Here is a 22,773-nt window from a genome sequence, read left to right as displayed (position 1 = left end):
CGCGCTTTTTTACGTGCATATTGCTGTTTTATTCAAACTTCAACAATAATTCATAAACATAAGGGTAAAAATTGTCATAAACTATTACTCGGTTTTTTGGTTTTCGCCAAAAAGGAACACCCACAACGAAAGGAGACGGAATGCACCACGCCACACCGCTTATCACCACCATTGTTGGTGGACTTGTGCTCGCTTTTATCCTCGGCATGATTGCCAATAAGCTGCGTATTTCTCCTCTTGTCGGCTATCTGTTAGCGGGTGTACTGGCGGGACCGTTTACGCCAGGCTTCGTGGCGGATACCAAGCTGGCCCCTGAGCTGGCGGAATTGGGCGTGATTCTGCTGATGTTTGGCGTCGGCCTGCACTTCTCCCTGAAGGATTTGATGGCGGTAAAGTCGATCGCCATACCGGGAGCGATCGCCCAGATTGGGGTGGCGACGCTGCTGGGGATGGCGCTTTCGGCGGTGCTGGGCTGGTCGTTAATGACCGGTATCGTATTTGGGCTGTGTCTCTCAACCGCCAGTACCGTGGTGCTGCTGCGCGCGCTTGAAGAGAGACAGCTGATAGACAGCCAGCGCGGGCAAATCGCGATAGGCTGGCTGATTGTTGAAGACCTGGTGATGGTCCTGACGCTGGTGCTGCTGCCAGCCGTCGCCGGGATGATGGAAAAAGACAACGTCGGCTTTGCCTCGCTGGCGCTGGATATGAGTATCACCATCGGTAAGGTGGTGGCATTTATCGCCATCATGATGCTGGTGGGACGCCGTCTGGTGCCGTGGATCATGTCCCGCAGCGCGGCAACCGGCTCCCGCGAGCTGTTCACCCTCTCTGTGCTGGCGCTGGCGCTGGGTATCGCTTTTGGTGCCGTAGAGCTGTTTGACGTCTCCTTTGCCCTGGGCGCGTTCTTCGCCGGGATGGTGCTGAACGAGTCCGAGCTGAGCCACCGCGCGGCGCATGACACTCTGCCGCTGCGCGATGCCTTCGCCGTGCTGTTCTTCGTCTCCGTCGGGATGCTGTTTGACCCGATGGTCCTGATTCACCAGCCGCTGGCCGTGCTGGGCACGCTGGCGATCATCATCTTTGGTAAGTCGCTTGCCGCCTTCTTCCTGGTGCGGATGTTCGGCCACTCCCCGCGCACGGCGTTGACCATCGCCGCCAGCCTGGCGCAGATCGGTGAGTTCGCCTTTATTCTGGCCGGTCTGGGCATGGCCCTGAACCTGCTGCCGCAGGCGGGGCAAAACCTGGTGCTGGCGGGGGCGATCCTGTCGATTATGCTGAACCCGGTGCTGTTTGCCCTGCTGGAAAAATACCTCGATAAAACCGAAACGCTGGAAGAACAGACGCTCGAAGAGGCCATCGAAGAAGAGAAGCAGATCCCGGTCGATATTTGCAACCACGCCCTGCTGGTAGGCTTTGGCCGCGTGGGCAGCCTGCTCGGTGAGAAGCTGATGGCGCAGGGCATTCCGCTGGTGGTGATTGAGACCTCACGCACCCGCGTCGACGAGCTGCGCGAGCGCGGCATTCGTGCGGTACTGGGCAATGCGGCAAACGAAGAGATCATGAATCTGGCGCACCTGGACTGCGCGCGCTGGCTGCTGCTGACCATACCTAACGGCTATGAAGCGGGCGAGATTGTGGCCTCCGCACGCGAGAAGTGCCCAACGATTGAGATTATCGCCCGGGCGCACTATGACGACGAGGTGGAGTACATTACCGAGCGCGGTGCGAATAAGGTGGTGATGGGCGAGCGCGAGATTGCGAATACGATGCTGACGCTGCTGGAGAAACCGCCGGTTGAAGAAGGGGTGACGGGGTAGGTTTGTGCGGCCTGATGCCCTCACCCTGACCCTCTCCCACAGGGAGAGGGAACGAACACTAAAAACGGCAACCAGGGTTGCCGTTTTGCTTTTACCTTGTGCGGTCTGATGCCCTCACCCTGGCCCTCTCCCACGAGGAGAGGGAACAAACACTAAAACGGCAACCACAGGTTGCCGTTTTGCTTTTATCTGTCCCAGTAGGCCTCTTCGAGGCTGTCTTCTCTTTCAGGCAGACCGCGCGTTAAGCGCGGAGAATGCTGGTTCAGCACCTGATAGCTCACGCGGTTGGCATATTTACACACCTGTGCCAGCGAGGAATAGGTCAGCCAGCTGAACTTGTGCTTGCTGGAGTTCGGCACGTTGGTTTTATGGTAGGCGTTAGCGGTGATGTCGTGCAGCAGTGCGGCCAGCGCGCCGTCGCCCGCACCGTTGGTGTTCATAATCTTCTCCGGCCCGCCCATATACGGCGCGATATGAGAGTAGATTCGCAGCGGATTCACGCAATCTTTGTAGCGCATGCCGCGGCTGAACTCGTACTGGTTGAACTCGGCAATCGCACCGGGCAGCAGCGGGTGCTGGGTTTTGCGCTTGCTCTCTTCTTCCGTGAAGCCCGCCATGTACAGCCCAACCGGGCCGGCGGTACAGAGCACCAGATCCACCCAGTCCAGCGCTTTGTCAGACGCCAGCAGCGGATCGCTTTCGCCGGTCAGCGCTTCGGCCTCTTCTTCGTTCATCGCCAGAATCGAGACGTGCTCTTTCAGGAATGCCTGCCACCACTCCGGGTTATCGGCGATAACGAATTTTGTGCCCAGCGTCAGAACGACCGGCACGTTGTATTTCTTCGCGTACTCGATCGCTTTCATGGTCGCTTCCGGCATCGGCTCGCCCGGCTTACAGCGCACCAGATAGGAAGTCAGCACCAGCGCCGAGGCGCCCGCGATCACCTCTTCCGGAATACTCTCGGCGCGCAGCTTGTTCATATGACCCGGGCTGATGGCAAAAGTACGCTCGCCGGAATCGCTAATCAGCGTAAAGCAGCGGCCAATAGGCCCGTCGACGCCCTGAAGGTAGTTCAGATCGGTACGGCTGGAGGTGTTGCAGAGATAGCGGTAGGCATAGCCACCGATTTCGATATTGCTGCACATCACGCCGAGCAGCACCGAGCGGTCGTCGGCCAGCACGGAGTAGTTATGCATGGTATTGCCGATGGTGCCACCGGCGAACTGATGGGTAATCAGGCTTTCGCGCACCAGCTCCTGATACAGCGCTTCGGCAACGTCGTCCTCAATCACCAGCGAGTGACCGGCGCTCAGACCGTAACGGGCGACAAACGCATCATCCACTTTCGCTTCAATGTCCACCAGCGTCTGATCGATACCGACGACCCATGCCGCGCTGGTTTCGTTTTCTGGCTGGATTTGCTGCAGGAGCGGGTCGCGGGCATCGACGGGGAAGTAGTGTTTGGATTTGCGTTTACCGGGAAATTTCATGGTCTGAACTGTACGAAGAATATGGGCCGGGAATGGTAGCACAAACCCGGCCCGGAGTGCGATCAGCGGCTGTTCGTTACCAGCGAGACCATCATGTCGATATGCTCAGGCGAGTCGTTAAGCGCCGGAATGTACTCGTACTTTTCGCCGCCAGCCTCAAGGAAAAATTCCCGGTTTTGCACCGCGATCTCCTCCAGCGTTTCCAGACAGTCAGCCGAGAAGCCCGGCGACATCACCTGAATGTGCTTCACGCCCTTCTCACCCAGCATTTTGAGGGTTTCATCGGTGTACGGCGTCAGCCACGGCTCGCGGCCGAAGCGCGACTGGAAGGTCATCATCACCTTATCCGGCGGCAGGCCAAGGGCAGAGACCAGCTCGCGCGTGGTATCGCGGCAGCGCTGTGGATAATCATCCCCTTCATTGGCGAAACGCTGTGGGATACCGTGATAGGAAAGGAGCAGCAGATCCGGCTCGCCGTGCTTTTCAAACGACGCGCGCGCGCTGTTGGCAAGCGCCTTGATGTAGAGATCGTTATCCGCGTAGTCGCGAATAAAGGTCACGCCCGGAATGCGGCGGCGGGTCGCCAGAATGCGGGCAAGCTCGTCCCAGACGGCGGCCACCGTCGAGCAGGAGTACTGCGGGTAGAGCGCCAGCACGACGATATGGTCCACGCCCTGCGCCAGCAGTGATTCCACCGCGCTTTGCAGGGACGGTTTTCCGTAGCTCATGCCGAGCGCGACGGGCATATCCGGCAGGCGGGCGGCCAGCGCTTTTTCCTGGCGACGGCTGTAAACCATCAGCGGCGAGCCCTCTTCCATCCAGACGGACTGATAGAGTTTGGCGACGCGCGGAGAACGAATCGGCAGAATGACGCCACGCAGCAGCGGCCACCACAGCAGTCTCGGGAAATCCACGACGCGCGTGTCGCTTAAAAATTGTCGCAGGTAGCGTTTTACCGCGTCTGATGTAGGTGCTTCTGGAGTGCCCAGATTGGCAAGCAGGATGCCGGTTTTCGCCTGACTCATTCACGCCTCTTAACCATTTGATAGGTTGTCAATTGTAGCGGAAATGCGTTTAAACGAAACCCATTGCTGTAATAGGTAAGATGAGAATATTTCTCACCCGGGAGCCCGGGTGAGAGGCGCGCGATTAGCCGAGGATTTTTTCCAGCTCTGCACGTACGTCAGCCACGGCTTTGGTGCCGTCAACTTTGGCGTATTTGGTGTTACCCGCCTGCGCTTCTTTGGTGTAGTAGCCGATCAGCGGCGCGGTCATCTGATGGTATTCCACCAGGCGTTTACGCACGGTCTCTTCCTGATCGTCTTTACGGGTGGTCAGCTCTTCGCCGGTCACATCGTCTTTGCCTTCAACCTTAGGCGGGTTGAATTTGATGTGGTAAACGCGGCCAGAAGCAGCGTGTACGCGACGGCCAACGATACGGTCAACGATCAGCTCGTCCGGTACGTCGAACTCCAGAACGTAGTCCACGTTGATGCCCGCTTCTTTCATGGCGTCAGCCTGAGGAATGGTGCGTGGGAAGCCGTCCAGCAGGAAACCGTTACGGCAGTCTTCCTGCGCAATGCGCTCTTTGACCAGAGCAATAACCAGCTCGTCGGTCACCAGCTTGCCTGCGTCCATGATGTCTTTCGCTTGTTTACCCAGCTCGGAGCCAGATTTAACAGCGGCGCGCAGCATGTCACCGGTGGAGATTTGCGGAATACCGTATTTCTCCATGATGAACTGAGCCTGAGTTCCTTTACCCGCGCCCGGAGCGCCAAGCAGAATAATACGCATTGCGAAAATCCCCTCAAAAGTCGTTTCAATTTTTCAAAAGCGCTAAACAATACCACCAGAACGGGCATCGCTCAAGGAAGGCGGGAAGGCTGAAACGGTTAACGGGGGGAGATTATTTGGGTTAGTGCGGTCTGGTGCCCTCACCCCGGCCCTCTCCCACGGGAGAGGGAGAAGACCAGGGGAGGCGTGTTCAATTACGCCAGCAGCAGCGCATTCACACGTTTAATGAACAGGTTAGGATCTTCCAGCGTGCCGCGCTCGGCCAGCAGGGACTGATCCAGCAGCAGTTCAACCCACTCGGCAAAGCGAGCGTCGTCCTGGGTATCCGCCGCGCGTTTCACCAGAGGATGATCCGGATTAAGCTCAAAGATATATTTCACTTCCGGCATCGCCTGGCCCGCCGCCGCGAACAGTTTCGCCATCTGGGTGCTCATTTCGTCCGCATCGGTAGTGACAATCGCCGGGGTGTCGGTCAGACGGTGCGTGAAGCGCACCTCTTTCACGCGCTCGCCCAGCAGGGTTTTCACGCGCTCAACGAACGGCTCCAGCGCCTTCTCGGCTTCTTTCGCGCTTTCGTCCACTTCATCCGCCAGCTTGTCGATGGACTCGTCGGCTTTGGCTACGGACTGGAAGGATTTACCGTCGAACTCGGTCAGGTAGTTCATCATCCACTCGTCGATGCGGTCAGAAAGCAGCAGCACTTCGATGCCTTTCTTACGCAGCAGCTCCAGGTGCGGGCTGCTCTTCGCCGCCGCGTAGCTGTCGGCGGTGATGTAGTAGATCTTCTCCTGCCCTTCTTTCATGCGGGAGACGTACTCTTCCAGCGACACGGTCTGCGCGGAGGAGTCGGTGTGCGTAGAGGCGAAGCGCAGCAGTTTGGCGATCGTTTCAACGTTCGCGGTGTCTTCTGCCGGGCCTTCTTTCAGCACCAGGCCAAACTGTTTCCAGAAGGTCTGATATTTTTCCGCATCGTCTTTCGCCAGTTTTTCCAGCATCTGCAGCGCACGTTTGGTCAGGGCGTTGCGCAGGTTACGGGTGACGGTGCTGTCCTGAAGAATCTCACGGGAGACGTTCAGCGGCAGATCGTTGGAATCTATCAGACCACGCACGAAGCGCAGGTAGTTCGGCATGAACTGCTCGGCGTCGTCCATGATGAATACGCGCTGCACGTACAGCTTCAGGCCGTGCTTGTGATCGCGGTTCCACATGTCCCACGGCGCCTGTGCCGGGATGTACAGCAGGCTGGTGTACTCCTGCTTACCTTCCACGCGGTTGTGGCTCCAGGTCAGCGGGTCGGTAAAGTCGTGGGCGATGTGCTTATAGAACTCGTTGTATTCGTCGTCTTTAATTTCAGACTTGTTGCGCGTCCACAGCGCCTGCGCCTTGTTGATCTTCTCCCAGGAAACCACGGTTTCACCGTCTTTCTCTTCCTGTTTTTCAATCTCTACCGGCAGGGCGATGTGATCGGAATATTTGCTGATGATGGAGCGCACGCGCCAGTCGTTCAGGAAATCATCTTCCCCTTCACGCAGGTGCAGGGTGATTTCGGTGCCGCGATCCGCTTTGGTGATGTCATCAACGGTATATTCGCCTTCCCCTTTGGATTCCCACAGGACGCCGTTCTCGGCGCTGTCGCCTGCAGCACGGGTACGGACGGTAACTTTGTCGGCCACGATAAACGCCGAGTAGAAACCGACGCCGAACTGGCCGATCAGCTGGCTGTCTTTCGCCTGGTCAGAGCCCATGGACTCAAGGAACGCTTTGGTGCCGGATTTGGCGATGGTGCCGAGGTGGTCGATCACCTCGTCGCGGTTCATCCCGATGCCGTTATCGGCGATGGTCAGGGTGCGGTTCTCTTTATTGAACGAGACGCGCACGCGCAGCTCGCCGTCGCCTTCATACAGGTCCGGGTTGGACAGCGCGCGGAAGCGCAGCTTGTCCGCCGCGTCCGAGGCGTTGGAAATCAGTTCACGCAGGAAAATTTCTTTGTTGGAATACAGGGAATGGATCATCAGGTGCAGAAGCTGTTTTACTTCTGACTGGAAACCACGGGTTTCTTGTCCTTTCATCTATGTCGACCTCAACAATGCCATTTAATGGGGTTTTAAAACGTTGAGTGAGAGATGGGGATAAGGGGGGAAATTTTCAAGCGGAGGCCGCGCGCGCAGCCTCCGTTTGGTCAGAAAATAATCTTGTGACGCCCGGCCAGAGAGTGCGACAGCGTGGTGCCGTCGACCATTTCCAGCTCGCCGCCCACCGGCACGCCGTGGGCGATGCGGCTGGCGTCAACGCCGTACTGCGAGCACAGTTCGGCGATGTAGTTGGCGGTTGCCTCCCCTTCCACCGTTGGGTTGGTGGCGAGGATCACCTCTTTGATGGTTTCTGACTCAAGACGCTGTTCAAGGCGGTCAAGACCGATATCATCCGGGCCAATACCGTCCAGCGGGGAGAGATGCCCCATCAGCACGAAGTAGCGACCGGAAAACTGCCCGGTTTGTTCGATGGCGTAGATGTCCGCCGGACTCTCCACCACGCAAATCTGACCGTTTTCCTGACGACGCGGGTTCGTACAAATGTTACACACGTCCTGCTCGGTAAAGGTGCGGCAATCCGCACAGTGACCAATTTCTGACATGGCGCGGGTTAAAGCCTGCGCCAGGCGCATCCCGCCGCTGCGGTCGCGCTGCAATAGCGTAAACGCCATGCGCTGCGCCGACTTCGGGCCAACGCCCGGCAGGCAGCGCAGTGCTTCCATTAACTGCGTGAGCAGCGGACTGGTTTGCATCAGAATGGCATCTTGAAGCCAGGCGGCAGCTGCATACCGCTGGAAACAGAGGCCATTTTCTCTTTCTGAGTTTCGTCGATACGGCGAGCGGCATCGTTAAACGCGGCTGCAACCAGATCTTCCAGCATCTCTTTGTCGTCTTCGAGCAGGCTCGGGTCGATTTCCACGCGACGGCAGTTGTGCGCACCGTTGATGGTCACTTTGACCAGACCGGCACCGGACTCACCCGTGACTTCCAGCTGAGCGATCTCTTCCTGCATCTTCTGCATTTTTTCCTGCATCTGCTGAGCCTGCTTCATCAGGCCACCCAGACCGCCTTTTCCACCAAACATAGGCTTCTCTCTTCTTTCACGTTTAAGGATTACAACCGTAAGTCAGACTCACGATCAAATGGGGCGAATACTCTCTTCATCCAGATCGGCGTCGAAGAACCGGCGCAGGGTCTGAATGTTGTTATCCGCAATAATCGCCTCGCGCGCCTGCGCGAGCTTTTCTTCATAAATGGCCTGACGCCACTCGAGCGGCGTTTTCACTGCCGGATTATCATCTTCAATGATAGTCAATTCAACCGGCGCACCCTGTAATGCAGTGAGCGCCTCGGCCAGCGCCTTTTGCGCGCCAGGGGAATTGAGGTGCCGCTGGCCCGGACGCAGGTGCAAACGCACCTGATTGCCGTCCTGCTCTTTCCAGGCATTCAGCGCGACCTGCTCGACCAGCTTCGGCAGCTGGAGTTTGCTGACCTCGGCGGCCCAGGCGTCGCGCGCAATGGACTCTTCAGCAAGCTTCGCGGAAAGCTCCGGCGTTTTCTCATGCTCCAGCGCCTTTTTCAGCGCTTTCGGCGTGGCGACCTCTTCCTTCACCTCTTCGGTGATAGTGGTTGCCTTCCAGCGGTAAGCCTCTTCTTTCACCGGGGCTTTCTGCTCAAGCGCGGACGGTGCCGGACGCGACTGTACGCGCTCCGTTACCGAGGCCAGTCGTTCAAGCGCGGCGTTGTTCACCGGCCGCGCTCTTCCTGGCGCTGCCGGTTCACTCTTTTTTGGTTTGGTTACTCCCTGCGCACGCTGCAGCTGGCTGCGTGCGGCAAGCACCGAACTGGTGGCATCCGACAGCGGCACGTTTTGCTGCGGCGGCGGTGTCGGCTGCGGTGGCACCTGCTGCGGCGACATCACCGCCGTAGGGGCGACCGGCGCGAAAGACTGCCGCGGCGCTTCCGGCTCCGGCAATGGCATGCGCGGGTGGAACGCCAGCGCGCGCAGCAGCGTCATTTCAACGCCCATTCGTGGATCCGGCGCGAACGGTAACTCTTTGCGGCCAATCAGCAGCGTCTGGTAGTACAGCTGCACGTCGGCAGGCGGCACGGTGCGGGCAAGTTCACGCATCCGCTGTTCAATGGCGGCCATATCCGCTCCGATGGCGGACGGTGAAAGCTGCAGCATCGCCACGCGGTGCAGCAGGCTGAGCATCTCAACCAGCAGTCCTTCCCATTCGATACCCCGGGCAGCGGCCGCGTTCACCTGCGACATCACGCGTTCGCCGTTGGCGGCAATCATCGCCTCGATAAGCGACAGCGCCTGATCGTCATCCAGCGTGCCGAGCATGGTGCTGACCGCCTCGGTGGAGAGCTTGCCGTCACCGCTGGCAATCGCCTGGTCGGTCAGGCTGAGCGCATCACGCAGGCTGCCGTCCGCCGCGCGTGCCAGCAGCTGCAGGGCGCGCGGTTCGTGGACAATTTTCTCTTCATCAAGAATGTGCTCAAGCTGCGCGCGGATCTGCTCAACGTCCAGCGCCTTCAGGTGGAACTGCAGGCAGCGCGACAAAATCGTGACCGGCAGCTTTTGCGGATCGGTGGTCGCCAGCAGGAACTTCACGTGCGCGGGCGGCTCTTCCAGCGTTTTCAGCAGGGCATTGAAACTGTGGCGCGACAGCATGTGCACTTCATCGATCAGGTAGACCTTGAAGCGGCCGCGTGCCGGGGCGTACTGCACGTTATCGAGCAGATCGCGGGTATCTTCCACTTTGGTACGCGAGGCGGCGTCGATCTCAATCAGATCGACAAAACGCCCCTGCTCGATCTCCCGGCAGTTATCGCACACGCCGCACGGCGTGGCGGTGATCCCGGTTTCGCAGTTGAGACCTTTTGCCAGCAAACGGGCAATAGAGGTCTTACCGACGCCGCGGGTGCCGGAGAAAAGATAGGCGTGATGGATGCGACCTAGCGACAAGCCGTTCGCCAGGGCCGTCAGCACATGTTCCTGACCGACAACGTCAGCAAAGGTTTGTGGTCGCCATTTACGGGCTAACACCTGATAACTCATGGGCAGGCTCTGCAACGCTGGAAGGTGAATTTATGGAGGGGAATGCTATCACAACCTCACCCATTGAGCGAGGTTGTGAAAACCGGGATTAATGACCCGGGAAAGGCACCAGGCTGTAGCTGGTGATGCCCTGTTTTTCCAGGCGCTGCTCACCGCCGAGATCGAACAGGTTGATGATGAATGCCGCGTCGGTCACTTCACCACCCAGACGACGGATCAATTTCACGGTCGCTTCAATGGTACCGCCGGTTGCCAGCAGATCGTCCACCACCAGCACTTTGTCGCCAGGCTTGATCGCATCAATGTGGATCTCCAGCTGATCGGTGCCGTACTCCAGCTCATAGCTCTCAGCAATGGTTTCACGCGGCAGTTTGCGCGGCTTACGCACCGGCACAAAACCCACGCCCATTGCCAGCGCAACCGGTGCGCCAAACAGGAAGCCACGGGCTTCGGTACCTACTACTTTGGTGATCCCGGCGTTTTTATAACGCTCGACCAGCAGTTCAATGCTGAGCGCGTACGCTTTCGGGTCTTCCAGCAAGCTGGTGACATCACGGAAAAGAATGCCAGGCTTTGGATAGTCCTGGATGCTTTTGATGCTGTTTTTCAGATATTCAAGCTGCTGTGCAGTTGCGGTCATCGGTTTTGCCTAAATGAAACAGTGTTACTCACAGCGCGCAACGAGTCGGCCAAGGCAACAATTGATTAACCTTTGACCAGGCGCACCTGTGCTCGAAAACGGTCGAATTTACTGGCTGCGCGTGATAATTGCAACAGCCATGATGAGGCTTCAGTGCTTTTGTTGCTTTTCATCAACCACGGGGATCCGCCACATGAAGAAAAGCAGGCAGGAGAGGATCGCCAGCAGCAGAATACGTACCCACATCATTTTCACCAGCCATAATGAAATAGCGAAGGTGATGAGGATCACCGCGATCGCGCGCGGCTTCGCGCCGGGCGGCATGGCCCGGTGTTTTTGCCAGTGCCGCAGATAGCCGCCAAACCACGAGCGATAGAGCAGCCAGTGGTGAAAACGCGGCGACGAGCGGGCGAAGCACCAGGCCGCAAGCAGGATAAACGGGGTGGTCGGCAGCAAGGGTAAAAACACGCCCAGCGTGCCAAGCACTACCGCGAGCCAGCCAATGATGATTAAAATAGTACGCTTCATAATGCGAATCGTTATCAAACTGAACGGCTACTTTACCACTGGAGAGCGCCTTGAAAACAGCACTGCTTCTTGAGAGGCTGCAAAATCAGCTTAGTGCTCTGCGGGAGCAGGCTACACCGCTGATGGGCCACGCCACGCTGAAACCGCGCTTTGACCGGCAGCTTTTTCGTACCCGCAGCACCGTCATTCAGGATTACCTGGCGGAAGCGCAGACGAACCTCGACGAGCTTCGCCATGCGGTTGAGAGTGAACAGCAGGAACAGGTGGCGTGGCTCGCAGAGCATCTCACAGAGCAGATCACCGCTCTGCATCGCGAAATCGCCGCCTGGCCGCTGCGCGCCTGGGACAGCGCCTCGCCGGGACTCGGTAAATGGCAGCGCAAGCGGCTGGAGAACCAGGAGTTTGAGCGCCGGCTGTTTGAGATGAAGCGCGAGCGCGAGACGCGGCTGAACAACAGCGAGACGCTGGAAGAGCAGCAGCTATTGATGCGCGAGATTAGCGCGCTGGAAGGACGTATCGTCCGCTGCCGTCAGGCGCGGGATGAGATTGAGCGCGTCATTGAACGTTTGACCCGTTAACAGGAGCCACACCCATGTCGCTGGAAAATGCACCCGATGAGGTCAAGCTGGCCGTCGATTTGATTATGCTGCTGGAGAATCATGAGATCCCGGCGGAGACGGTGCTGAAAGCGCTGGAGATTGTACGGCGGGATTTTGAAGGTAAATTACCCTCACCCCAGCCCTCTCCCTGAGGGAGAGGGGGAAAATCGCTCCCTCGCCCCTGAGGGCTGAGAGAAAATAGATTAAGCAGGTGTAGGATCGTCACCCTTAATGTCGCGCTTCACTTCCGTATGCTCATCACCCTTCTCGTTACGCAGGTGAACCTCAAGCTGGTTGAAGGCGATATTAATATCGTTTTCACGACACAGACGATCGATAGAGCGGTTGAGTTCATCCACCGTGTAGCTGCGGTCACGCAGCTCGCGCACGTATAAACGCAGCTCGTGATCCAGCGTACTCGGCCCAAAGGTGGTGAAGAAGACCGCCGGAGCCGGATCGTGCATGACTTTCGGGTGTTCTGACGCCGCCTTGAGCAGCACCTCTTTCACCTTCTCCAGATCCGATCCATAGGCTACGCCCAGGCGGATCACCACGCGCGTCACCGTATCGGAGAGCGACCAGTTGATCAGGCGCTCGGTCACGAACGCTTTGTTCGGGATGATCACCTCTTTGCGATCGAAGTCGGTGATGGTGGTGGCACGAATGCGGATCTTGCTGACCGTACCGGAGAAGGTGCCGATGGTGACGGTATCGCCGATTCGTACCGGACGTTCGAACAGGATGATCAGGCCGGACACGAAGTTACCGAAGATCTCCTGCAGGCCAAAACCAAGACCGACCGAGAGGGCGGCCGCCAGCCACTGCAGTTTATCCCACGAGACGCCAAGCGAGCCGAAGACCGTCATCGCTCCAACAATAATGATCACGTAGTTGAGGATCGTGGTAATGGCGTAGGACGCCCCCTGGCGGAGATTCAGACGTGACAGGAGCAGCACTTCAAGCAGGCCTGGCAGGTTGCGAATCAGCGCCCAGGCCACCACCGACGACACCAGCGCAAACAGCAGGCTACCCATGGTCACGCTTTTCATGACCGCCGCGCCCGCTTCGGTACCGTTGTATTGCCAGAGGGTAATACTGTCGAGATAGGCGAAAACGGTAATAAGATCGGACCAGATAGCCCAGAACATCACCGCAAACAGGGCGATCATCACCAGCATGGTGATACGCAGCGTCTGCTGGTTAACCTGCTCCAGGGCGATGGTCGGCTCTTCCTGCGGCTCCGCGCCTTCGGCCCCCTCTTTCACCTGATGCTGACGACGCGCGATAGCACGGCGATAGGCGATGCGGCGAGCCGCCACGCTCAGGCCGCGCAGCACGGTCTGATAGAGCAGGTTCCAGACGATCACCAGATAGACCGTTTCAATCCAGCGCCCGGACAGGCGCAGCGTGGTATAGAAGTAGCCCGTTGCCGTCAGCACCATTAGCGCCAGCGGAATGATCGCCAGCACCGTCACGGTGGCCAGGCGAATATTGTGGGACTCTTTATCACGCCAGCTGTCGCGGCACATCGGCCACATCAGGATCGCAATCAGCAGCAGGTTCAGCAGAATGACCAGCTGGCCCAGCACGTCATCCATCAGGTGCAGCGGAGAAAGCTCAGAGACAACCGACCAGAAGTGCAACGGCAGGAGCGCCAGGCTGATGCGCACAATCTGACGACGCCAGTGGCTGGTCAGCTGCGCAGGCATGTTGAAATGACGCACCGCCACGCCGTCTTTTTCCAGCACCTTCCAGCACACGCCAAAGACCAGCCAGAACAGCGCCAGTTTTTTACTGAACGCCCACAGCAGGTCGCTGACGTTGAGCTGCATCGTGAGCAGAATCAGGCCCACGGCCAGAATAATCAGGCACACCGGCAGGGCGCGGATGAGATCGATCAGAATCGCTTTTGGCGTATGGAGCTGGCTATCGTTGCGCAGCTGACCCACTTCGGAGGCCAGCTTCGCCTGGTATTTTTTCAGCCAGCCCAGACGCCAGCGGATCAGGCCTGCAATCAGCAGCAGCGGTAATCCAGCCAGCAGGGCAATCGTCACCGCAGGCCAGGCTTTCTCCCAGTTTACGGTGACCTTCATGCTCTTAATTTGCGTTTTCAGCGTCTCCGGGAAGGATTTGACCCAGTCCCAGTCCATCGGCTTGTTGCTGTTCACCCAGAAAATCTGCTGGGTCAGGATCTCCTGCAGACTTTTCGAGACGCTCACCAGCTGCTGCTGGTTGATTTGCAGGTTAATGGCCATCATCAGCTGGTTGCCCAGCTGTTTGTTGAGCTGGTCCAGCAGCTCGCGACGCATATCGACGACCTGGAGCAGTGCGTCATGCACTTCCGGGTTCACGTCGCTGGAATGCCCCTCTTCAATTTTGGCGACAAAGGCATCGCTCTGGAAAAGGGCATCGCGCTGCTGGTTGACGTCAAACTGTTCCAGACGTAAATCCGCAATGCGGTTGGTCATGTCCTCCAGCTCATCGGCGGACGGGAGCGTCTGCTGCTGCTGGTAGAGAATACGCGACAGCAGGAGGCTGCCCTTCAGGACCGCAATCTGCTCTTTGATGTTGCGCTCAGCCTGCAGCGCGCGATCCAGCCAGTTCTTCACTTTGATATTTTGCTGAACCAGCGAGTTGCCGTTTTCCGTCGCCAGTATCAGGCGCTGGCTAAGCTGGTGGTTGGCCTCGAGCTCCTGTTTCACCAGCGGATTCGCCTGAATGCGGGCGGTTTCGTCAGGCGATACGGCCTCCTGGGCGGTTTTTTCCGTCAGGGTCAGGCGTTTGCTGTTTACCGCCTCCTGCAACAGCTGAAGCTGGTGTTCCAGGCGGTTAATATTCGCGGTGACGTAATCACGCTGTTTCTGAAGCGTGTCCTGCAGCACCGTATTCCCTTCCAGGCTTTTACGCTGCTGTTCGATTTGCGCATTGAGCAAGGTCTGCTGTACCAGCAGCAGGGTTTGCTGCGTCGGGCGCAGCGTGCCTTCGCCTACCGTCGTGCCGTTCAGACGGTTGCGGATCTGCTGCAGCTGCTGAGACGCGGCGTACATCGCGTTTTGCACGCGCTCGGGCTGGGTCTGCAGCGAGACAAGCTGGCTGTTATAGGTTGCGAGATCCGACTGCGCGGTTTGCAGGTCGTCAAGCAGCTGCGCGACGCGGGACTCCAGCTGGCGTAAAGAGAGCGTCGAGAGCGTCTTGCGCGTCTCGTCATCGTTATCCACATCGCTGAGGGCATTCAGCGCGTCGGTGGCCTTACGCATGTTTTCAGGCGCCTGCGCCACCTTCTGGCGAAGCTGGACGGTTTCCGCTTTGATGCGTTCAATTTTATCCAGCGTTTCCAGCGTTTCCGTCAGATCCTGCTGGACGAGTTTCTCCTGAGGGGAGAGATCTTTTTGTTTGTTCAGCGTGTCGAGCTGCGACTGAACATCGCCGCGCGAGGGAATATCATTGCTGTTATCGGCGCGGGCCCAGGTCAGCGGCGCCGTGGCGAAGAAAAACAGCATCGCAAAGAGCAATGCAAAAACAGGATGTTGCGAGCGATTGATGGGCAGCATAGTTGTGAATGATGTCAGAAGATGACCGAAAATAGTCCGGCGTGAAGAATATCACGCTCGCTGAAAGCAGAATAGCGCGAACGTTATCCTCTGAGATAAATCCTGGAAAGGGATCAGGCCGTTAGCGAAGGCGCGTCGCTGCGCAGCGTGGGGCAGAGCTGTAGCATTTCCAGTAAAATCGCCACGTAGCTGCGGGCTTCCTCTTTGAGGTCAAAGGATTGCGGCGAGAAAAGCCAGTTTTCCATCAGACCTGAAATGTAGCTGCGCATCAGGATTGCCGCCCGTCGGGTCAAGAGATTGGCCGGTAAGAGTTTTGCCTGCATACACAGGTTCAGATTCTGTTCAATACGATCATAGCTCTCCAGGCTAAGGCTGCGTTGCGCCTGCTGCACCACCGCCATCTCGCCCACGAACTCGCATTTATGAAAAATAATCTCCATCATTAATCTGCGACGTTCTTCAACTACCGTTGCTTCAAGGATATATACTAATATTTCTCTCAATACTGAGAGTGGATCGTCAGGGAATTTTGCCCGATACTCACTCTCGAGATCGCTAATGCTGGACTCTGAAAGCTCCCAGATTTCACTGAACAGATCTGACTTATCTTTAAAATGCCAGTAAATCGCTCCTCGCGTCACACCGGCAGCCTGAGCAATCTGCGCCAGCGAGGTGGATGAAACACCCTGCTGCGAGAACAAACGTATTGCCACATCCAGAATGTGTTGTCGGGTTTCCAGCGCTTGTTGTTTAGTTTTTCGTGCCATAGGTGGGTGAATTTACAGGAGTCAGATTTACATACATTTGTGAATGTATGTACCATAGCATGACGATAATATAAACGCAGCAATGGGTTTTTAGACTCAGGACCCTTGATCAATTTGAAATCGGACACTCGAGGTTTACATATGAACAAAAACAGAGGGTTAACGCCTCTGGCGGTCGTTCTGATGCTCTCAGGCAGCTTAGCGCTAACAGGATGTGACGACAAACCAGCTCAACAAGGAGCTCAGCAGGCGCCAGAAGTAGGCGTCGTGACGCTCAAATCTGAACCTCTACAAATCACCACCGAATTACCAGGCCGTACCAATGCTTACCGCATTGCGGAAGTGCGTCCTCAGGTCAGCGGCATTATCCTGAAGCGTAACTTCACCGAAGGTGGTGATGTGAAAGCCGGTGAGTCTCTGTATCAGATTGATCCAGCAACCTATCAGGCCTCTTATGAAAGTGCGAAAGGCGACCTGGCGAAAGCACAAGCCGCAGCCAAAATTGCTCAGCTGACGTTGAACCGCTACCAAAAGCTGCTCGGCACCAAGTACATCAGCCAACAGGATTACGATACCGCCCTGGCAGACGCACAGCAGGCTAACGCGGCCGTGGTGGCAGCCAAAGCGGCCGTCGAAACCGCGCGCATTAACCTGGCCTATACCAAAGTGACCTCCCCTATCAGCGGTCGTATTGGTAAATCTTCCGTCACGGAAGGGGCGCTGGTGCAGAACGGTCAGACCAATGCGCTGGCAACCGTGCAGCAGCTTGATCCGATCTACGTTGACGTGACGCAGTCCAGCAACGATTTCCTGCGCCTGAAACAAGAGCTGGCTAACGGCACCCTGAAACAGGAAAACGGCAAAGCCAAAGTGGAACTGATTACCAATGACGGTATCAAGTTCCCGCAGGAAGGAACCCTGGAATTCTCTGACGTGACGGTCGACCAGACCACCGGTTCCATCACCTTACGTGCGATTTTCCCGAACCCTGACAAAAATCTGCTGCCAGGTATGTTCGTTCGCGCGCGTCTGGAAGAAGGAACGAATCCAACCGCACTTCTGGTTCCACAGCAGGGTGTGACCCGTACGCCACGCGGCGATGCGAGCGCGCTGGTTGTTGGGGCTGATGACAAAGTCGAAACGCGCAATATCACCGCCACCCAGGCGATTGGCGATAAATGGCTGGTGACGGAAGGTCTGAAAGATGGCGATCGCGTGATTGTTACTGGTTTGCAAAAAGTTCGTCCTGGCGCGCAGGTTAAAGCACAGGAAGTGAAATCTGACGATAAACAACAAGCTTCGGCCGCTGGCCAGTCAGAACAAACCAAGTCTTAACTTAAACAGGAGCCGTTAAGACATGCCTAATTTCTTTATCGATCGCCCCATATTTGCGTGGGTGATCGCCATAATCATCATGCTGGCCGGGGGACTTGCGATCCTGAAGCTGCCTGTTGCGCAATATCCAACGATTGCGCCACCGGCGGTGACAATTTCCGCAACCTACCCGGGAGCTGATGCGAAAACGGTGCAGGACACCGTCACCCAGGTTATCGAACAGAACATGAACGGTATCGATAACCTGATGTACATGTCCTCAAACAGTGACTCCACCGGTACGGTGCAGATCACCCTGACCTTCCAGTCAGGTACGGATGCTGACATTGCGCAGGTTCAGGTGCAGAACAAACTGCAGCTGGCAATGCCTTTGCTGCCGCAGGAAGTACAACAGCAGGGTGTGAGCGTCGAGAAATCGTCCAGTAGCTTCCTGATGGTTGTCGGCGTTATCAACACCAACGGCACCATGACGCAGGAGGATATTTCCGACTACGTGGGCGCCAACATGAAGGACGCCATCAGCCGTACTTCCGGTGTGGGTGACGTGCAGCTGTTCGGTTCTCAGTACGCGATGCGTATCTGGATGGATCCGAACAAGCTGAACAACTTCCAGCTGACCCCGGTTGACGTGATCAGCGCGATTAAAGCGCAGAACGCCCAGGTAGCGGCCGGTCAGTTAGGCGGTACGCCGCCGGTGAAAGGCCAGCAGCTTAACGCCTCGATCATCGCGCAGACCCGTCTGACCTCTGCCGATGAGTTCAGCAAAATTCTGCTGAAAGTGAATCAGGACGGTTCGCAGGTTCGCCTGCGCGACGTGGCGAAAGTTGAGCTGGGCGGTGAGAACTACGACATCATCGCGAAGTTTAACGGTAAACCGGCTTCCGGTCTGGGTATCAAACTGGCGACCGGCGCTAACGCCCTGGACACCGCCACGGCGATCCGCGCAGAGCTGAAGAAGATGGAACCGTTCTTCCCGTCAGGTCTGAAAATCGTTTACCCGTACGACACCACGCCGTTCGTCAAAATCTCGATTCATGAAGTGGTTAAGACGCTGGTTGAGGCGATCATCCTGGTATTCCTGGTGATGTACCTGTTCCTGCAAAACTTCCGCGCGACGCTTATCCCAACGATTGCCGTGCCGGTGGTATTGCTCGGGACCTTTGCGATCCTGTCGATATTCGGCTACTCGATAAACACCCTGACGATGTTCGGGATGGTGCTCGCCATCGGCCTGCTGGTGGATGACGCCATCGTCGTGGTCGAGAACGTCGAACGCGTGATGGCGGAAGAAGGTTTGCCGCCGAAGGAAGCGACCCGTAAATCAATGGGCCAGATCCAGGGCGCGCTGGTCGGTATCGCGATGGTACTGTCTGCGGTATTTATCCCGATGGCCTTCTTCGGAGGCTCTACCGGTGCGATTTACCGTCAGTTCTCCATTACCATCGTTTCCGCGATGGCGCTGTCGGTGCTGGTCGCGTTGATCCTGACTCCTGCCCTGTGTGCCACCATGCTGAAGCCAATTCAGAAAGGCGGTCACGGCGAGCACAAAGGGTTCTTCGGCTGGTTTAACCGCATGTTCGATAAGAGCACGCACCACTACACCGACAGCGTGGGCAACATCCTGCGCAGCACCGGTCGTTACCTGCTGCTCTATATCATCATCGTGGTGGGCATGGCTTTCCTGTTCGTCCGTCTGCCAAGCTCGTTCCTGCCAGATGAAGACCAGGGCGTGTTCCTGACGATGGCACAGCTTCCGGCGGGTGCCTCGCAAGAGCGTACCCAGAAAGTGCTGGATGAAGTGACGGACTACTATCTCACCAAAGAGAAAGACAACGTTGAGTCCGTGTTTGCGGTTAACGGCTTTGGCTTTGCGGGTCGTGGTCAGAACACCGGTATTGCCTTCGTTTCTCTTAAAGACTGGTCTGAACGTCCAGGCGAAAAGAACAAGGTTGAAGCCATCACCGGTCGTGCAATGGGCACCTTCTCGCAGATTAAAGATGCGATGGTCTTTGCCTTTAACCTGCCAGCGATTGTTGAACTGGGTACGGCGACCGGTTTCGACTTCCAGCTGATTGACCAGGGCGGTCTGGGTCACGAGAAACTGACTCAGGCGCGTAACCAGCTGTTTGGTGAAGTCGCTAAACATCCTGACCTGCTGGTTGGCGTGCGTCCAAACGGCCTGGAAGATACGCCGCAGTACAAGATCGATATCGACCAGGAGAAAGCCCAGGCGCTGGGCGTATCCATCAGTGACATCAATACCACGCTGGGCGCAGCCTGGGGCGGTAGCTACGTTAACGACTTCATCGACCGCGGTCGTGTGAAGAAGGTGTACGTGATGTCAGAGGCGCAGTACCGTATGTTGCCTAACGATATCAACAGCTGGTTCGTGCGCGGCAGCAATGGTCAGATGGTACCGTTCTCGGCGTTCTCAACCTCACGCTGGGAATACGGTTCGCCGCGTCTGGAACGCTATAACGGTCTGCCATCGATGGAGATCCTGGGTCAGGCTGCTCCGGGCCGAAGCACCGGTGAAGCCATGAACCTGATGGAAGAGCTGGCAAGCAAACTGCCTGCGGGTATCGGCTACGACTGGACCGGTATGTCCTATCAGGAACGTCTGTCCGGTAACCAGGCCCCTGCCCTGTACGCCATTTCACTGATTGTGGTCTTCCTGTGTCTGGCGGCACTGTACGAGAGCTGGTCGATTCCGTTCTCCGTTATGCTGGTGGTTCCGCTCGGGGTTATCGGTGCGCTGCTTGCGGCAACGTTCCGTGGACTGACCAACGACGTTTACTTCCAGGTAGGCCTGCTGACAACCATTGGCTTGTCGGCGAAGAACGCGATACTTATCGTTGAATTCGCCAAAGATCTGATGGAGAAAGAAGGCAAAGGTCTTATTGAGGCGACGCTTGAAGCGGTTCGTATGCGTCTGCGCCCAATCCTGATGACGTCGCTGGCGTTCATCCTCGGCGTACTGCCGCTGGTTATCAGCTCCGGTGCGGGCTCCGGCGCGCAGAACGCGGTAGGTACAGGCGTGATGGGCGGTATGGTTACCGCGACCGTACTGGCTATCTTCTTCGTACCGGTGTTCTTCGTGGTGGTTCGCCGCCGCTTTAGCCGCAAGAATGAAGATGTTGAACACAGTCATTCGGTAGAACCTCACTGATACCGGTTCCACATGATAAAAAGGCCGCATTAGCGGCCTTTTTCATTTTCAGAAAAAATCATAAATTACGCTTATTGTGGCTCTATTTATTTTCTGCCATCTTAAATAGACATATCATAATTAACTGATACCTTAATCGGTGAATTCAGGATTTTTTTAATTTCATTTCCCCGCTTAAGCTATTAGGAATATTCCTAATAAGAAGTTCTTACAAAGATAAGTCTGAATCTGAACTTTTCTCATCATTTTTGCTAAGCCGATGAAACGTAAGGAAGCGATAAAACCCCGTCGTTAATTTGGATAAAAACGTTGAGTCCAGGGTGACCATTTGCGTACACGCTCCCAGCCTGCGGTTTTTATTTGTAATTTTTCGTAATAGCGCGGTGAAATCCAGGAAGGAGTGGCTTATAGTTAGGTTATCAGGAACACAGCACTCATGTAGCTAAGTCAGTTGTATCCATCCCGACAATGATGTTCGGTGAGTAAGAAATCACTCAGAAGGGGATGCGCTATGGACGAGTACTCGCCAAAAAGGCATGATATCGCGCAGTTGAAATTTCTCTGCGAATCCTTGTACCATGACTGCCTTGCCAATCTTGATGAAAGTAACCATGGCTGGGTAAACGACCCAACATCTGCCATCAATTTACAGTTGAATGAGCTGATAGAGCATATCGCAACCTTCGCACTTAATTATAAAATTAAGTACAATGAAGATAATAAGCTCATTGAGCAAATTGATGAATACCTGGACGACACCTTTATGTTGTTCAGCAGTTACGGCATTAACGCGCAGGATTTGCAAAAATGGCGTAAATCGGGAAATCGGCTATTCCGCTGTTTCGTCAACGTGAGCAGAGCTAACCCGGTGAGTCTTTCCTGTTAAAATTATTACAATTACTAAGGTGAATTTATGTCTGATAAACCACTCACAAAAATCGATTATTTGATGCGCTTACGACGTTGTCAGTCAATTGATACGCTTGAGCGCGTCATTGAAAAGAATAAATACGAGCTTTCTGATAATGAACTGGCGGTATTTTATTCAGCCGCTGACCATCGTCTTGCTGAACTGACAATGAATAAACTGTATGACAAAATCCCTACTTCTGTGTGGAAATTTGTCCGTTAATCTTTGAAGGGTGTCTGTAGAGTTCTACGCCTCGTTCTGAGTATTTACCTGTCCCGTTATGCTCCCTGTGCCCAGGCCAGGTCTCCGTGTAAAACGTGTTCATCAGCAGCAATGTTGTGACGTCAGTCACATCGGCTTTTCGGGAACGTTCCCCTTCTGGCCTGTTCCGATTACCCTTCGGTAATAACATCCAGAGAGGTTTCCAATGAGCTTAGAAAAACAGAAAATGATTGCCGGTGAACATTACCGCCCCGGCGATGAGACGTTACGGGCTGACCGACTGCACGCCCGCCATCTGGTTTACCGCTATAACCACACCGCGCCTGATGAAAAAACAGAACGCCAGAACATTCTGGCGGAACTTCTGGGACAAAGCGCAGGCGCTTATATTGAGCCGAGCTTCCGCTGCGACTACGGATATAACATTTATCTGGGCAAAAACTTTTACGCTAACTTCGACTGCGTGATGCTTGATGTCTGCCCTGTTCATATTGGCGATAACTGCATGCTCGCGCCGGGTGTTCATATTTATACGGCTACCCATCCCCTGGACGCGGAAGAACGAAACAGCGGCGTGGAGTTTGGAAAACCCGTCAATATTGGCAATAACGTCTGGATTGGCGGCCGGGCTGTCATTAACCCTGGCGTCACCATTGGTGATAATGTGGTGGTGGCCTCCGGCGCCGTCGTGACGAAAGACGTCCCGGCTAACGTCGTCGTTGGCGGCAATCCGGCAAAAATCATCAAAACGCTGTAAGGTTGCGGGGAGTCAACTGTTATAGTCTTTTAGCGCCAGACTGTTACTTTTTTCAGCCTGATGGCTCCCCTAAAATTGGCAGACCCCCTGTATT

General features: G+C 56.1%; 18 protein-coding genes, 1 pseudogene and 1 other annotated feature. Of the genes and pseudogenes, 8 read left to right on the top strand and 11 right to left on the bottom strand.

Going from position 1 to position 22,773, the window contains the following annotated elements; translation table 11 throughout:
- Positions 1-140: 140 nt before the first annotated feature.
- Positions 141-1,817: a YbaL family putative K(+) efflux transporter gene (ybaL, locus tag EnteroDNA1_RS19130; protein WP_047061258.1), complete on the top strand. Its 1,677-nt coding sequence runs from the start codon at positions 141-143 to the stop codon at positions 1,815-1,817.
- 185 nt (positions 1,818-2,002) lie between these two features.
- Here the strand turns inward: ybaL and EnteroDNA1_RS19125 are convergent, their stop codons facing one another.
- The 9 genes from EnteroDNA1_RS19125 to EnteroDNA1_RS19085 all read right to left on the bottom strand — a co-directional run bounded on the left by EnteroDNA1_RS19125 (position 2,003) and on the right by EnteroDNA1_RS19085 (position 11,369).
- Entirely contained in the window at positions 2,003-3,307 is a 1,305-nt protein-coding gene (locus EnteroDNA1_RS19125; RefSeq protein ID WP_069303753.1) for an inosine/guanosine kinase, read from the bottom strand.
- A 62-nt stretch (positions 3,308-3,369) separates the two neighbouring features.
- The gene (hemH, locus tag EnteroDNA1_RS19120) at positions 3,370-4,332 is read right to left on the bottom strand and encodes a ferrochelatase (RefSeq protein ID WP_069303752.1); all 963 of its coding nucleotides are present in this window, start codon (positions 4,330-4,332) and stop codon (positions 3,370-3,372) included.
- A 124-nt stretch (positions 4,333-4,456) separates the two neighbouring features.
- Positions 4,457-5,101 (bottom strand): adenylate kinase, encoded by a 645-nt coding sequence (gene adk, locus EnteroDNA1_RS19115; protein WP_006809841.1) that lies wholly within the window; start codon positions 5,099-5,101, stop codon positions 4,457-4,459.
- A 194-nt stretch (positions 5,102-5,295) separates the two neighbouring features.
- Positions 5,296-7,170, bottom strand: coding sequence for a molecular chaperone HtpG (gene htpG / locus EnteroDNA1_RS19110; RefSeq protein ID WP_039263967.1), 1,875 nt, complete (start codon positions 7,168-7,170; stop codon positions 5,296-5,298).
- 110 nt (positions 7,171-7,280) lie between these two features.
- Complete coding sequence (gene recR / locus EnteroDNA1_RS19105) at positions 7,281-7,886, bottom strand: recombination mediator RecR (protein WP_008499298.1); 606 nt, start codon at positions 7,884-7,886, stop codon at positions 7,281-7,283.
- Positions 7,886-8,218 carry a YbaB/EbfC family nucleoid-associated protein gene (locus EnteroDNA1_RS19100; protein WP_003858972.1) on the bottom strand — a complete coding sequence of 111 codons (333 nt, stop codon included), beginning with the start codon at positions 8,216-8,218 and terminating at the stop codon, positions 7,886-7,888. The genes recR and EnteroDNA1_RS19100 overlap by 1 nt, the downstream gene beginning before the upstream one ends.
- Before the next feature lie 54 nt (positions 8,219-8,272).
- Entirely contained in the window at positions 8,273-10,201 is a 1,929-nt protein-coding gene (gene dnaX, locus EnteroDNA1_RS19095) for a DNA polymerase III subunit gamma/tau (protein ID WP_039263966.1), read from the bottom strand.
- Positions 8,879-8,943, bottom strand: a sequence feature (DnaX frameshifting element). Its footprint overlaps the gene before it by 65 nt.
- Before the next feature lie 88 nt (positions 10,202-10,289).
- Complete coding sequence (gene apt, locus EnteroDNA1_RS19090) at positions 10,290-10,841, bottom strand: adenine phosphoribosyltransferase (protein WP_069303751.1); 552 nt, start codon at positions 10,839-10,841, stop codon at positions 10,290-10,292.
- 150 nt (positions 10,842-10,991) lie between these two features.
- The gene (locus EnteroDNA1_RS19085; protein ID WP_033144794.1) at positions 10,992-11,369 is read right to left on the bottom strand and encodes a DUF454 family protein; all 378 of its coding nucleotides are present in this window, start codon (positions 11,367-11,369) and stop codon (positions 10,992-10,994) included.
- Between the two features lie 50 nt (positions 11,370-11,419).
- Between EnteroDNA1_RS19085 and priC the strand changes: the two genes are divergently transcribed.
- Both priC and rsmS read left to right on the top strand, forming a co-directional pair.
- Positions 11,420-11,947 carry a primosomal replication protein N'' gene (gene priC, locus EnteroDNA1_RS19080; RefSeq protein ID WP_047061255.1) on the top strand — a complete coding sequence of 176 codons (528 nt, stop codon included), beginning with the start codon at positions 11,420-11,422 and terminating at the stop codon, positions 11,945-11,947.
- A gap of 14 nt (positions 11,948-11,961) precedes the next feature.
- Positions 11,962-12,160 (top strand): annotated as a pseudogene (rsmS, locus tag EnteroDNA1_RS19075) (pleiotropic regulatory protein RsmS).
- A gap of 11 nt (positions 12,161-12,171) precedes the next feature.
- Here the strand turns inward: rsmS and mscK are convergent.
- A complete protein-coding gene (mscK, locus tag EnteroDNA1_RS19070) occupies positions 12,172-15,519 on the bottom strand; it encodes a mechanosensitive channel MscK (protein ID WP_069303750.1) in 3,348 nt (1,115 codons plus the stop codon).
- A gap of 113 nt (positions 15,520-15,632) precedes the next feature.
- Positions 15,633-16,286, bottom strand: a complete 654-nt coding sequence (gene acrR / locus EnteroDNA1_RS19065) for a multidrug efflux transporter transcriptional repressor AcrR (RefSeq protein WP_033144791.1) — start codon at positions 16,284-16,286, stop codon at positions 15,633-15,635.
- Positions 16,287-16,427: 141 nt separating this feature from the next.
- Here acrR and acrA point away from each other — a divergent pair, with 141 nt between their 5' ends.
- The 5 genes from acrA (at position 16,428) to maa (ending at position 22,679) form a co-directional block, all read left to right on the top strand.
- Positions 16,428-17,621: a multidrug efflux RND transporter periplasmic adaptor subunit AcrA gene (gene acrA / locus EnteroDNA1_RS19060; protein ID WP_029741963.1), complete on the top strand. Its 1,194-nt coding sequence runs from the start codon at positions 16,428-16,430 to the stop codon at positions 17,619-17,621.
- A 22-nt stretch (positions 17,622-17,643) separates the two neighbouring features.
- Positions 17,644-20,790, top strand: a complete 3,147-nt coding sequence (gene acrB, locus EnteroDNA1_RS19055; protein ID WP_029741964.1) for a multidrug efflux RND transporter permease subunit AcrB — start codon at positions 17,644-17,646, stop codon at positions 20,788-20,790.
- Positions 20,791-21,301: 511 nt separating this feature from the next.
- Entirely contained in the window at positions 21,302-21,676 is a 375-nt protein-coding gene (gene tomB / locus EnteroDNA1_RS19050; RefSeq protein WP_008499288.1) for an Hha toxicity modulator TomB, read from the top strand.
- Between the two features lie 27 nt (positions 21,677-21,703).
- Positions 21,704-21,922: an HHA domain-containing protein gene (locus EnteroDNA1_RS19045; protein ID WP_008499287.1), complete on the top strand. Its 219-nt coding sequence runs from the start codon at positions 21,704-21,706 to the stop codon at positions 21,920-21,922.
- Between the two features lie 205 nt (positions 21,923-22,127).
- Positions 22,128-22,679: a maltose O-acetyltransferase gene (gene maa, locus EnteroDNA1_RS19040; RefSeq protein WP_047061252.1), complete on the top strand. Its 552-nt coding sequence runs from the start codon at positions 22,128-22,130 to the stop codon at positions 22,677-22,679.
- Positions 22,680-22,773: the final 94 nt, after the last annotated feature.

This window comes from Enterobacter sp. HK169, assembly GCF_001719105.1.
Taxonomy (GTDB): Bacteria; Pseudomonadota; Gammaproteobacteria; order Enterobacterales; family Enterobacteriaceae; genus Enterobacter; species Enterobacter asburiae_B.
The sequence above is the reverse complement of the archived record's forward strand: the minus strand, read 5'-3'. Positions and strand labels throughout refer to the sequence as shown.